Origin of the sequence: Mesobacillus boroniphilus, from assembly GCF_018424685.1 — a bacterium.
In the GTDB taxonomy this organism is placed as follows: domain Bacteria; phylum Bacillota; class Bacilli; order Bacillales; family Cytobacillaceae; genus Mesobacillus; species Mesobacillus boroniphilus_A.
Genome location: NZ_QTKX01000001.1, coordinates 1570431 through 1582898, shown reverse-complemented (window position 1 = coordinate 1582898; position 12468 = coordinate 1570431). Strand labels below are relative to the sequence as shown.

The 12468-nt window shown below is 38.9% G+C and carries 18 protein-coding genes and 1 other annotated feature; of the genes, 13 read left to right on the top strand and 5 right to left on the bottom strand.

The window, feature by feature from the left end:
* Positions 1 to 38: 38 nt before the first annotated feature.
* Positions 39 to 779 (bottom strand): class I SAM-dependent methyltransferase, encoded by a 741-nt coding sequence (locus tag DYI25_RS08045; RefSeq protein ID WP_213367882.1) that lies wholly within the window; start codon positions 777 to 779, stop codon positions 39 to 41.
* A gap of 179 nt (positions 780 to 958) precedes the next feature.
* Here DYI25_RS08045 and DYI25_RS08040 point away from each other — a divergent pair, with 179 nt between their 5' ends.
* A complete protein-coding gene (locus DYI25_RS08040; RefSeq protein WP_213367881.1) occupies positions 959 to 1564 on the top strand; it encodes a LysE/ArgO family amino acid transporter in 606 nt (201 codons plus the stop codon).
* 128 nt (positions 1565 to 1692) lie between these two features.
* On the opposite strand, the gene DYI25_RS08035 is transcribed toward DYI25_RS08040, so the two are convergent.
* The gene (locus DYI25_RS08035; RefSeq protein ID WP_213367880.1) at positions 1693 to 2130 is read right to left on the bottom strand and encodes a hypothetical protein; all 438 of its coding nucleotides are present in this window, start codon (positions 2128 to 2130) and stop codon (positions 1693 to 1695) included.
* Between the two features lie 100 nt (positions 2131 to 2230).
* Complete coding sequence (locus DYI25_RS08030) at positions 2231 to 2368, bottom strand: hypothetical protein (protein ID WP_213367879.1); 138 nt, start codon at positions 2366 to 2368, stop codon at positions 2231 to 2233.
* Between the two features lie 203 nt (positions 2369 to 2571).
* Between DYI25_RS08030 and DYI25_RS08025 the strand changes: the two genes are divergently transcribed.
* From DYI25_RS08025 to argS, 6 genes are all read left to right on the top strand, one after another.
* Complete coding sequence (locus DYI25_RS08025; protein WP_213367878.1) at positions 2572 to 2772, top strand: hypothetical protein; 201 nt, start codon at positions 2572 to 2574, stop codon at positions 2770 to 2772.
* The gene (locus tag DYI25_RS08020; RefSeq protein WP_213369486.1) at positions 2773 to 3042 is read left to right on the top strand and encodes an OsmC family protein; all 270 of its coding nucleotides are present in this window, start codon (positions 2773 to 2775) and stop codon (positions 3040 to 3042) included.
* Between the two features lie 48 nt (positions 3043 to 3090).
* On the top strand, positions 3091 to 3708 hold the full coding sequence (locus tag DYI25_RS08015; RefSeq protein WP_249745284.1) for an RNA polymerase sigma factor: 618 nt from the start codon (positions 3091 to 3093) through the stop codon (positions 3706 to 3708).
* A gap of 55 nt (positions 3709 to 3763) precedes the next feature.
* Positions 3764 to 4603, top strand: a complete 840-nt coding sequence (locus tag DYI25_RS08010; RefSeq protein ID WP_213367877.1) for a hypothetical protein — start codon at positions 3764 to 3766, stop codon at positions 4601 to 4603.
* A 293-nt stretch (positions 4604 to 4896) separates the two neighbouring features.
* Positions 4897 to 5370 carry a GNAT family N-acetyltransferase gene (locus DYI25_RS08005; protein WP_213367876.1) on the top strand — a complete coding sequence of 158 codons (474 nt, stop codon included), beginning with the start codon at positions 4897 to 4899 and terminating at the stop codon, positions 5368 to 5370.
* 89 nt (positions 5371 to 5459) lie between these two features.
* Positions 5460 to 5670, top strand: a binding site (T-box leader).
* A gap of 39 nt (positions 5671 to 5709) precedes the next feature.
* Entirely contained in the window at positions 5710 to 7407 is a 1698-nt protein-coding gene (gene argS / locus DYI25_RS08000; RefSeq protein ID WP_213367875.1) for an arginine--tRNA ligase, read from the top strand.
* A gap of 38 nt (positions 7408 to 7445) precedes the next feature.
* On the opposite strand, the gene DYI25_RS07995 is transcribed toward argS, so the two are convergent.
* A complete protein-coding gene (locus DYI25_RS07995; RefSeq protein ID WP_213367874.1) occupies positions 7446 to 7742 on the bottom strand; it encodes a HesB/YadR/YfhF family protein in 297 nt (98 codons plus the stop codon).
* A gap of 155 nt (positions 7743 to 7897) precedes the next feature.
* Here DYI25_RS07995 and DYI25_RS07990 point away from each other — a divergent pair, with 155 nt between their 5' ends.
* Complete coding sequence (locus DYI25_RS07990) at positions 7898 to 8083, top strand: hypothetical protein (protein ID WP_213367873.1); 186 nt, start codon at positions 7898 to 7900, stop codon at positions 8081 to 8083.
* Positions 8084 to 8188: 105 nt separating this feature from the next.
* Here DYI25_RS07990 and DYI25_RS07985 read toward each other — a convergent pair whose 3' ends face one another.
* On the bottom strand, positions 8189 to 9352 hold the full coding sequence (locus DYI25_RS07985) for a TIGR04053 family radical SAM/SPASM domain-containing protein (RefSeq protein ID WP_213367872.1): 1164 nt from the start codon (positions 9350 to 9352) through the stop codon (positions 8189 to 8191).
* Between the two features lie 271 nt (positions 9353 to 9623).
* On the opposite strand from DYI25_RS07985, the gene DYI25_RS07980 reads away from it, so the two are divergent.
* The 5 genes from DYI25_RS07980 (at position 9624) to DYI25_RS07960 (ending at position 12254) form a co-directional block, all read left to right on the top strand.
* Positions 9624 to 10094, top strand: coding sequence for a hypothetical protein (locus DYI25_RS07980; RefSeq protein ID WP_213367871.1), 471 nt, complete (start codon positions 9624 to 9626; stop codon positions 10092 to 10094).
* 129 nt (positions 10095 to 10223) lie between these two features.
* Positions 10224 to 10427: a DUF1657 domain-containing protein gene (locus DYI25_RS07975; protein ID WP_023614288.1), complete on the top strand. Its 204-nt coding sequence runs from the start codon at positions 10224 to 10226 to the stop codon at positions 10425 to 10427.
* Positions 10428 to 10638: 211 nt separating this feature from the next.
* On the top strand, positions 10639 to 10842 hold the full coding sequence (locus DYI25_RS07970; protein WP_213367870.1) for a DUF1657 domain-containing protein: 204 nt from the start codon (positions 10639 to 10641) through the stop codon (positions 10840 to 10842).
* A gap of 10 nt (positions 10843 to 10852) precedes the next feature.
* On the top strand, positions 10853 to 11713 hold the full coding sequence (locus tag DYI25_RS07965; RefSeq protein ID WP_213367869.1) for a DUF421 domain-containing protein: 861 nt from the start codon (positions 10853 to 10855) through the stop codon (positions 11711 to 11713).
* A 109-nt stretch (positions 11714 to 11822) separates the two neighbouring features.
* Positions 11823 to 12254, top strand: coding sequence for a hypothetical protein (locus tag DYI25_RS07960; RefSeq protein ID WP_213367868.1), 432 nt, complete (start codon positions 11823 to 11825; stop codon positions 12252 to 12254).
* Positions 12255 to 12468 lie beyond the last annotated feature (214 nt).

The following is a 12468-nucleotide window of genomic DNA, read 5'->3' as shown; positions in this document are numbered from 1 at the left end:
TTGAAAAAGGACTTATTACTAAGTCCTTTTTTATTCTGCTAATGTTTTTCGCATTTGAAAATAATAGTAGTTGGTACTGACTGTACTTTTGACCAGTTATACCATCTGTTATGATCCCTGCTTATTAATTCGTCAGTGATTCTCGCTTCTTCCACCATTTTTATAATCTTAAAACCTGTATCGACTAGTGAATTGATGTATGTACTCACTTTATACTGCTGCATGATGGCGGGGTGGTTCCATGCCTGATGATCATAAGGGCCTTCCTCATGATACGATTTATTAAACAACAGGCCATCATCTGTGTTTTGAATCCGGCTGAAGAGTGGATGCTCCCAGCTAAATATAAAAACTCCTCCAGGCTTCAAATATTCATGAACATTCTTAAGCGTTTGTTCTAGGTTTGTTGTCCAACCAAGGGAGAAAATCGAATATACAACATCAAAGTAGGTTTGAGGCAAACCAGGATTTAATTCCATAGGTGATTGGAATAACTTCACATTTGTATCTTTTAACAATTCCCCTGCCGCTGAAATTTGTGAGTGGGAAAGATCTAACCCCCACAATTCTGCAGCCCCATTATCGTTCATGTACTTCAAAGAGTGGCCGCTTCCGCAGCCGATATCGAGAACTTTTTTGCCTCTTACGCTCCCAAACAGTTTAAGCTCTGTTTCTTCAGGAGCGAAGGGACCATACTCTGGCAATGCTGTTCTTCCATAAAACCGGGGAGCGACCTCGTCCCAGCTCTTTTTATTGATCAATATAGTATCATTGTTCAAACTTAATACCTCCAAAACATAATAAGATATATTTCTCTATCATCTAGAATTTTCCTTTAATAAAATTTGTGGTTTGGGATTATTAATGAATTGAAAAAGCACTTGAAAGCTTTTTAGAAGAATTTGATTAATGGTATTTTTGAAAAACAAGATGGGTTAGATGAAAGGGTAGAAAGTTTATGCTGGCTGCAGTTATTCATGGATTCATCATCGCTTTCGGGCTGATCCTTCCGTTAGGAGTCCAAAACGTATTTGTCTTCAATCAAGGATCAATACACAAGCAATATAGGAAAGCATTGCCTGTTATTCTGACAGCTTCGATAAGTGATACACTCTTAATCACTTTGGCTGTTCTGGGAATATCGGTTATCGTCCTTCAGCTTGCCTGGCTAAACACATTGCTTATATCAGCCGGGATCGTATTTTTAATCTACATGGGTTATTTAACTTGGAAGAGTAAGCCTTCTGAAGTATCGGCAGTACAGGAGGCCTTTTCCCGTAAAAAACAAATAACATTCGCAGCTTCGGTTTCCTTACTTAATCCCCATGCGATCATGGATACAATCGGAGTGATAGGAACGAGTTCGCTTAACTATGCAGGTTTGGCGAAAATCACTTTTGCGCTGGCCTGTATTTTAACATCCTGGATTTGGTTTTTTGCTCTTGCCTTCGTTGGCCATCAGATGGGGAGGTTAGGGAAATCGAATGGTCTTCACAGTATCTTAAATAAAGTTTCCGCTACGATTATGTGGGGTACCGCCATCTATCTGGCATTGACTTTTTAAAAGAGAAAGGTGTTATCCAATGAGCTGCTGCAGGTTCCTGATAGAGAATTCCTTTTAAGGGCGTTCCACTCCGTACATTTACCTTGAAAAATAGAGTCCTCCAAAGTTGAAAATGAAGGACTCTATTTTTACTCACCGTCTCCTCCGGCGTTTAAGATTTGTACATTTGTCTCCAGATCTTCAAAACGCTGACTCTGTTCTGCTAACTGGATTTTTATTTGATTCAATTCCTCTTTTACTTCGCTCAGTTCAGCTGAAAGATGTTCGATCTCAAGTCTTAAGTTGGGGGATTCAGGATTTTCATCTTTAATCTCTGACTGATTTAGGGCCCTGGAGAGTAATGATAAAGTAGTTGGATTTACAAAACTTTGTGCAGACTTCACCAGGGAGTTAAGGGTATCTGCATTTAATTGATTTTTCACAGCTGGGATATTATTCTCTGTTACATTCTCCTTTGTATCTTCTGGTAATTTCTTAATAATTGCCTCGGTAAAATTAAGTATTTCACTCAATGAGGGATCTTTTTTTAAGCGGTCAATATGCGGCTTTATTTCCTTATCATTCATAAAATACACCCTTTCTATCATTTATTAAGATCTCCCCGGCTATTACCGGTATAGCCAGGGAGACTGTAAGGAACTTCAGGTCACAAATCTTTCAAAGAGATTAAGCAGCTCCGTTTTCTACAGCAATTACTTCGCCGATGCAAGTGTATAGGACATCAGCTAAAGCATCCTGACCCAACAAAATCGCAACGACTAAAGCAAGCGCCAACAAAAGAACAACAATCGAAGTGATTAACATCTCTTCACCCCTTCCTTAAAGAAGATAGGTAAGATCCGAACCTTACAACAACATATTATGTAAAAAAGTCGGACGAGCATCAGCTTGTATATCATAGAAGAATAAAGACGGGCTGCCCTTTTATCAAAACAATAGGAAATTGTTTGAAAAATAATACGGTTTCTTATATGGTGGAGTTAGAAAACCAAGGAGGGATCGTTTAATTGTCTGAGCCAATCGCCTTAACGAAGATAACAGTGTTCCAAAAAGATACTCCAAACAAAATCAGAGAGGCTTATATTGATGGGTTTAGTGAGCCATTGCTTTTTGGCGTCCATGGTGGTGTAAAGCAGTTCTATGGTGTGAATCCAGAAGTAGAATATCCATCAACGCTTGACCATATTGTTTCCGCAGCAGGCGGCTGACTGGTAGGAACCCTATCTGGCGCGCTGGAGGCGCGTAAAATACCAACTTCCCCCGATAAAGTTCTGGCAAAGGTGCAAGGTACAATTGAAGCACCAGAAGGAGTATTGAAAATAACGAAAATCAGCTGCCACTATGAACTTAAGGTCCCGGCCGGTAAAAGTGAAGCTGCCGAAAGAGCATTAAATGTTTTCGAACAAGGATGTCCAGTTGCACAAACATTAAAAGGCTGTATCCAGTTCACACATACTTGGGAGATTGAAGAATACTAGTGAAATGAGCCCACATCTTAAAAAGATGTGGGCTCATTTTTACTTATAATGGAAAAAGGAGAAAATATGTGTCACACTTTTCAAACTGCTTCGACTAATCGTATAGATAGCGGAAATGAGGTGGGGGAAATTAAGGATAATATTAAAGAACAACAGGTAATGGAATGGTATGAGATATATTATAAAGATATTTACCGGTTTATTTTTTACATGATGGGAGACCGTCAATGCTGCGAGGACTTGGTACATGACACTTTTTTGCGTGCCTTTAAATCCTTTGAGAAATTCGAAAATAGAACGAACGTGAATACCTGGCTTTTTAGTATAGCAAAGTATCTCGTAATAGATGAAATACGCAAGAGAAGAAGAAAGAGGGTTTTTTCATTATTTTCCAAAGACCCAGAGATCCAGTCACCTTTTAACATTGAACAGTATATTGAAAACAAAGATACGATAGAGAGAACATTGGAAGCAATCCAGCAGCTTAAACCAAACTACAGACTTGTGATTACTTTGAAAAAAATTGAAGAGTGTTCTACAAAGGAAATTGCTGAAATCCTGGGATGGTCTGAATCAAAAATCAGAAAAACATTATCTAGAGGGTTAGCTGCATTGAAAAAAAAGAATGATGAGGAAGGGGGCGGATATTTTGAGAAGAGACTCTGATAAAAATTGGGATCTCCTTAGGTCAGTCACTCCGGGAGAAGAGGAAAAAAATAGGATGAGAAATAAAATCAAGTCATCGATCGGTACACAAGCTGGACAAAAAGAGAAATATAGAATTATTGAGTGGAAAAACATTGTGCTTACCGCACTCTTTTTATTCATTTCCGCAGGTTTGCTGATCCAGTTGCAAAAGCATTATCAATATACCGAACGGATAGGTCAGTCACATACGATAAATGATTTGAGCTTTAAATGGGATTTAGAAAGTGTATATAGCGAAAAGAAAGAGGGGGATTTTGCTTTTTTTGAAGAAGGCAACCCTGAACAAGTCGGAATGGCTGGGTTTGTCACTGATGGAGAGAAAGATAAAATCATCAATACCAGGGCTATGAATATGGCAAAGGAAATGGACAACTTTCCATATCCAACAACTTTGTATATCGAACACGTTAAAATGATGGATGTGAGCCTCCGATACCATTTCTTCGTGGAGGCAGGCCAGGAGACCATTCATTTCAGTTTTGACTATCCAAAGCTTGAATACGCGGAAATCTTCCAGATCATTTCATCTTTAGATTTCTTTAAACCGAAACCATATCGTCATGATCAGCAGCTTTATGTTACCCATGGTTACGGAAATCTTCCTTATCCAGTTGGCTTAAAACCAGTAGAACTTACCGGGAACACAGAAAAATACGTATGGGAACAAGGGAGCCATTCCCAAAACTATAGCGATTATTTGGATAAGATTAAATCGACAGGAGGATGGAAGCAAATTAACGATGGCGGTTCGTCACATACTTTTGAATCGAATGATGGATTGGAAATCGTTAATATCTCAATCATTGGACAAGAAATTATTTATATATATTCTTATCCAAACAGAGAGGAATAAAGGATTCTATAATTAACTTCTCTTTTTTGATATAAAAAGGGTTTTCTTTATAAAGGAAAGAATTATTAATTATAGGCTGTTTTCGTAGGATTGTTGTTAAAATCCTAATGCCGATTTTAACGCAATATAATGCTATTTTGCGGTTCGGTATTTTGTTTGCATGCTCTTTTCTCATAAAAAGGGCTGCTTTGAGAAGAAAAATAGTTCATTCACTCCTATTTTGTAGTCAATAGCAACAAAGTTTGAGAAAAGAGCCTAATTATAAAACCTTGTTGTATAGAAGGAGAATCCATGTGATTGATTTAGTGCGAGTGAAACAAGAGGATGAAGTAATTCTTCAAAATTTAATTCAATTTTATATTTATGAGTTTACCGTTTTTCAGGATATCAAGCTTGAAGAGAATGGCAGCTTTGCTCCGTTTGATTTGAAGCCGTATTTGAATGAAGCTGATTTACATGCTTTTTTTATAATTCATGATGGGGAACTTGCAGGTTTTGCTATGGTCGAAAGCGGAAATCCCAATGTCATTCTTGAGTTTTTTATCATGAGGAAATTCTACCGTAGGGGATTTGGCAAGATTGCGGCCATCAAGCTGTTCGACCAATTCCCTGGAAAATGGAGTATTACCCAGGTAGAGAAAAATGAGCCGGCGAGAAACTTTTGGCGGAAAGTGATTGGCGATTATACTGGCGGTAATTATATTGAAATGTTTGATGATCACAATCGTTCAATCCAAGAATTCGTCACAGGATTAAACGTTAAGTAGATTTTTGAAAACTTATCTTTGTAATATCGATAGATTCCCAAAATTAATGATTGCAAAATAACTTGGTCGTTGTTTATAATGGTAAAAATATCTAATCGATGATGAAGAGAGTAATTATTCTAGCTTGCTACAGCGAGCCAGGGACGGTGGAAGCCTGGTGCAGGAGAATAATGAAGCGCACTTTTGAGATGCCTGCCTGAATGGAGTATGGCTGGCCGGGATTTACCCGTTATCAATGAAAGAAGGTTCCGAACTTTGGAACAATTGGAGTGGTACCGCGGGAAAACTCTCGTCTCTTATATAGAGACGGGAGTTTTTTATTTTTTAGGGGGTTATTTAATGGATTATGTAAAACTGTATTCAGAATTGCTTGCCGCTGAGATAGATGGGGTTCTTTCTTCTTATGAAATAGAGCGGTTAATCGAGAAGCCGAAATTCTTGCACCAGGGAGACTTAGCTTTTCCGTGCTTCCAACTGGCAAAAACCATGAGAAAGCCACCAGTTGAAATTGCCAAAGAGATAAGTGCACGATTGCAAAGCCGAGCTGTTGGATCAATAGAACGTTTCGAACCAGTCGGCGCGTATATAAATGCGTTTTTAAATAAGACAGAAGTTGCCAAAGACCTTTTATATGAAATTCGGCAAAAGAAGAATCATTATGGTGACCTTGATATTGGTGAAAATCAGACTGTGACAATTGATCTTTCATCTCCCAATATCGCGAAACCCTTTTCCATGGGCCATCTGCGGTCAACTGTTATAGGGAATTCACTATCCCTTTTATATGAAAAATGCGGATACAAGACAGTGAAAATCAACCATCTAGGAGACTGGGGAACTCAGTTTGGCAAACTCATCACGGCGTATAAACTTTGGGGCAAAGAGGAAAAAGTGAAGGAGAACCCGATACAGGAGCTGCTTGCGCTCTATATAACATTTCATGAAGCCGCAGAAAGTCAACTAGAGCTTGAACAAGAGGGTCGCGACTGGTTCAGGCGTCTGGAAAATGGGGATGCTGAAGCACTTAAGCTTTGGAAATGGTTCAAGGATGAATCATTGAAGGAGTTTAAGAAGATATATGACCTTATGGGGATTGAATTTGATTCATATGCTGGAGAAGCTTTTTATAATGACAAAATGGAACCAATCGTTGAAATGCTAAGAGAAAGGGGGCTGCTTGAAGATTCTGATGGTGCACAAGTAGTTAAATTGGATGACACAGAACTTCCACCATGTCTTATAAAAAAGTCGGATGGCGCAACCTTGTACGCTACACGAGATTTAGCTGCAGCATTGTACAGGTTCGAAGAGTATTCTTTTGTGAAATCTATATATGTAGTTGGTAATGAGCAAACCCTTCACTTTAAACAGTTAAAAGCAGTGCTTACAAAAATGGACTTACCTTGGGCGGATGGTATTACTCATGTTCCGTTTGGCATGATGTTAAAGGACGGCAAGAAAATGTCCACAAGAAAAGGCAAGGTAGTTCTGCTTGAAGGTGTTCTAAAAGATTCCATTCAGTTGGCGGAAAAGAATATAGAAGAAAAAAATCCTTCTTTGGCTAATAAAACTGATATTGCGAAAATGGTCGGTACCGGAGCAATTGTTTTTCATGATCTTAAGAATTTCCGTATGAACGATATCGAATTCGTCCTGGAAGAGATGTTAAAGGTCGAAGGCGAAACAGGACCTTATGTTCAATATACAAATGCCCGGGCACAATCGTTGTTGAAAAAGGGGGGATTTGAAGATACGAATGGGGACGACAATCTGGCAGCTGTTGCTGAATGGCCAGTAATAACTGAGCTTCAATCATTCCCGTATATAATCGAGAGAGCGATCGAGAGAAATGATCCATCACAAATTGCTAAATATGTCCTTAATCTGTCCAAGGCCTTTAATAAATACTACGGAGAAGTCCGGATTCTTGGAGATGATACAGAAAAGAATGCACGACTCCAATTGGTCCATGCTGTTAGTATTGTCCTTGAAGAAGGACTTAGAATGCTTGGCATCAAAGCTCCAAAAGAAATGTAGAAAGAGTCCCTGGATTATATCAGGGACTCTAATTAGTTTCAATTGTGTTCTATATAATTGGCGAATATTTCACCAGCGGAGTCGCTGTACTTTAATTCTACATCTGTTTCATCAAAAAACCATGTATCGTTTGCTTCGACATAAAAGGTAATTCCATCAATCTCTTGCTGTTCGGCGGCAATATCGGGTGCTTCAAGCGAGAATGCCAGGCTATAGCCCTTATTCTTGTCGCCAAACCCGGCATATAGAGGGTAAAGGCGGATGTGAAACGGTTTTGGTGAATCAAATTCCTTTTCAAACCATTTGTATGCGTTTTGATCAATCTTAATTGTCATCTTAGCACCATCCTTTCGTTAGTTTTATTGTAAAACCTGAAAGGTACTGGTTGCCGTGCTTTATGTCACAGTTTTGGAGATGTCATGAAAGTGTCAAAAAAAACAAAAAGCGCAAGCGCCTCGTTCAGCCGCGACAAGCGATGGAGGTCCGCCCAGTGAAGTCGCTCTTTGACTTCACTGGGCGGACCTCAACTGAAATGTATAGCCGACTGCCCAGAAACGCAGAAACTGGAGACTCCGACAAAGAAACGCTTTTTGCTTCTGCCAGTGGAGTTGAAATTTCGGAGTTTCTAGGAGGCGACCCTAGACAAGCGTCTCGAGGAGTTAGGAGCCGCAGCTAGACAAGCACCTCGAAGGGCTAGGCGCTGGAGCTAGACAATGATCTTAGTGCAAAAAAACCTTCTTATAAAATAAAAAACAGCTCCCAAAACGGGAGCTGAAGAATTTTAAACTGTTATACCCTTTTTCCGTATTGCTTCTGGAATATAGACACAGAATGGTTCACTACCCATATAATCTCCCGTCACTGCGTAGGTTCTGGAGCGTGAACCCCCGCAGACAAAACGGAATTCGCATACTCCGCACTTACCCTTATATTTGTCAGGATTTCGCAAGTCTTTGAAAATAGGGGAGTTTCGATATATTTCAGCCAAAGGCTTTTCCCGAACATTCCCGCCAACAAGTGGCAGCAGTCCTGAAGGCATGACATCACCAGTATGGGAAATGAATAAAAATCCGTTTCCGTCATTTACTCCTTTAGGTGCTCGTTTTAAGCCATCAATCATAGAAGCCATATCTTTAGTCAAGGTATCCTCATAACGGATCCCTTCTTCTTTATTAACCCTATTTTCTCGAGCCTTTTGTTGAAATACTACACGTCTGTAATGCTGAGCGGCAGTAGTTTTAATATCGTACGGTGCGGATTTGCTTAACTCATAAAGCCACCTGAACACCTTTTCATGCTCAGCTGGAGTAAGGCAGGCATCCAACTGTCCTCGACCTGTAGGTACCAGTAAGAAGATGTACCACATCACCACCTTGAGTTCTTTCATTAATTCTGCCATTTGTTCAAGATGGTCGTAATTGTAGCGGGAAATAACAGTATTAAGCTGCAAAGGCATGTTTAAATCATTCAGGTATTTCACTTTTTCAATTGTAAGGTCAAATGATCCAGTGGTGCCCCGAAAATGGTCATGGATTTCTGGAGTAGGCCCATCAAGGCTGAAAGCCCATCTTGAAAGTCCGACTTCCTTAGCCCTTTGCATTTTTTCTTTAGTCACATTTTCTGTGGCGCTTGGAGTCATAGAAACCCTCATACCTTTTTTAACCGCATAGTCAGCAAGGTCAAAAAGATCCTTTCGCATCATGCAGTCTCCACCAGTAAATACAAGCATGGGATTACCCATATCATAAATTTGGTCAATCAGTTTTTTACCTTCTTCAGGTTTCAATTCCATTGGGTCAGGCATATTCTGCGCATCTGCCCTGCAATGCAAACATTTAAGCTGGCAAGCCCTTGTAACTTCCCAGATAACGATATAAGGATTTTCATTAAAATCAATCACAGCAGGATGGCCACCTGCAGGATGAGTATCTCCAACTCCATGCATATTCATCACCAACTTTTTATCATTTATTTATTCATTATAAAATAAGAGGTTTTATACGCATGTAATGAATGTTACATAAAATCAAAAATGGTATGTAAGCAGGAAAAACTTTAACAAGTAAAGATAAAATTTTAATCTCGGAACACGATGTGTTGAATTAAGCCAAAAACATTCCGCTTCTAATAAAATTAACTGAAAAATTTGAAACTTATCACTGGTCCCACCGTCTAATTTTTGGGGAGCAATTAGTGTTCGGGAATGGGGGATATCAGTGAAGAAGTCTGTTCTATGGATAACCATGTCATTCTTGATTTTATTGTGTATGATCAGCTGGAGCACTTATAGCCGTTATAAACCTAACCCTCCTGATTTAGAAGTGGTTGTAGCCAAACATACTGTGGAGGTTAAGCCTGTAACTTATTCCTTAAGGAAATGGGGAAGGACTGCTGCGGCAGATACTAATACCGATCCTGATGTACTTGTCAGAGAGACTCCTCCGATTTTTGTTGAAACTGGTGACAACATTAAGTTTTTATTTGAACAATTACCTGATTCTGTGAAATGTTATTTATGGGAGATGGATACGGGAAGGCTCGCTTATAAAGGACTAAAAGGATACCCTTTAAACCTTGAAGATCTGAATGTAGCTTCTGGTGATTATGCACTGGAAATCCGCGCAAGATGGGAAAACGGCTACGTATTATATAACACAAGAATTATGGTACACGATGATTCGCAATAACCAGCCATTGGCTTGCAGAAAAGCATGCTAATGGCTTTTTATTTTGGATATTTTTTTAGCCTGGCATATTCTTTTTCAGCCTAGTCATACTAATACAGTACCAAAAATTCTGAGAAAGAAGGGACTATGATGACAGTAGGGGCGCAAGTAAAACAAACAATCGCTGGTCTAAAAAGTGCTCAGGCAAGTTTGGAAACTTTTGCACTTGGAACTGATAATCAACAAGCTAAGCAACTTTATCAGACAGCTGCTCAACAAACTCAGGCAGTTATAGATAGCATTCAACCACGTTTACAGGAAATTGAACAAGAAGAACCACAATACAAACAGTAAAAAATGAGAGGGCAGGGGGAACCCGCCCTTTTCCTTTAAGGATAAGAAAGTATAAAATTCAAATTTGAGAATTGTCCAGCTCCAGCGCCTAGTCCCTCGAAACGTTTCGGTCCGCCCATTGAAGTCAAAGAACGACTTCACTGGGCGAACCTCCAACGCTTGTCGGGGCTGACAAAGCGCTTGCGCTTTTCTTTTATAGGGGTGAAACAAATTGACAATAGCATCAGACGTTAATCAGGTTCTATCAACAATTAAAGGAATTGAAGCACAGTTATCTTCTATGGCATTGAATACCAATATCCCTGAAGCAAGCAAAATTTTTCATGAAACGATGCTGGTCGTTGGAGAAATTAAAACTGACCTGCAAAATAGGAAAACTCAGCTTGAAATAGAAGAGCCACAATATAAAAGCTAGAGGTGAAAAAATGAACGATTGGACGCACATTATTATATCATCTGTGTTGTTTGCAGTGACATTATTTACAATCACGAAAATTGGCGGAAAGAAGCAATTGGCGGAGCTATCTTTTTTTGAATATGTATCGGGTATTACCATAGGAAGTATTGCTGGTGAAGTAATAATGGGCCTTGATGGAAATTTTTTTCATGGAGTATTGGCCATTGGAATATTCGGGACCTTTACATATTTGCATGACCTCTTAGGAATTAAAAGCAAGAAGTTCCGAGATTTTTTTGAAGGAAAGGCAACAGTAATTATAAAAGATGGAAAAGTGATGGAAGATAACTTAAAAAAGGAAAAATATACAATCGATGAATTGAATTCTTTGTTAAGACAGAAAAATGTTTTCAAAACAGCAGATGTCGAGTTTGCTGTTCTAGAGCCAAAAGGTGATTTGAGTGTATTGCTGAAAAAAGAATTACTCCCTCTAACTGCGAAGGATATAAACTTGCCGGTAGCTGCTGAAAAGGAAACCTATACTGTCATAATGGATGGAAATGTATTGCATGACCAATTATCATCTGCTGGTAAAAACAAAGGATGGCTGGATATTGAACTGGCCAATCTCGGTGTGACGCTTGATAATGTTTTTATAGGCCAAGTAGATTCTTATGGAAAGTTATTTATTGATACATACGATGACCAAATTCAAGTCCCGACACCTAAACCGAGGAAACTATTGTTGGCAATGCTTAATAAATGCCAGGCAGACCTTGAATTGTTCGCTCTAGCGACAGAGTCTTCGAGTACTAAGGAAATGTATAATAAAAACGCTAAAAAATTGAAAGAAGCCATCAATAAAGTGCAGCCATTTTTGAGAGAGTAAATAGCTGCTTATGTAATCTTTTTCCGGAATATCGATTAGCAGAAATCAAATACTAATTGATGGAGGAGGTTTTTCAGAATTCCTCCAATTCAAAAAGGGGTGCTGCCGAATGAATAGATCTGCATGGATTTCTTCGTTGATGAGATCGAATATTCCTCAAAACATGATGAAAATGTTCGGATACAGACGTAAAAGAAACCGTTCCATGACGTATTCGATTATGGGAGTTGTGGCAAGTGCTGCAGCAGCGTTCATGTTTCGAAATCGAATGGGAGATGGGATGAGGCAGCTTTTCCAAAATTCTAATGCTGGAACAGCTTTTAATAAGCCAGTTGCTGCAGGGATTACAGAATTTGCAAAAGAAATCACATCTGGATTAGATACAAATAAGACAAACAAAACAACAGGTATCCAATCGACTACCTCGACAAACCCAGAAAGCAACCAGATGATCAACCAAATTGCTTCAGCTGCCAAAGAAACAGGAAATAGCCAACAGGTAGATAATTTAGCTAATCAATTAATTAAACGGAACCTTTAATAATGTGCAAAACAAAAAATCCCGCTGTGATTCAGCGGGATTTTTTGTTTTTGTAGAAATTAATTTTACCTTAGAAAACTTTAAAAATCATTGTTTGTTCAATTAATTAGTTCCTTTTTCCCTTGCTATCAAAAATACCTGGGTAAACGGACATAGACTATTAAAATTACAACAAGATTAAGCTTATATTTCAGTCGTGTAACAAAATGTCCTC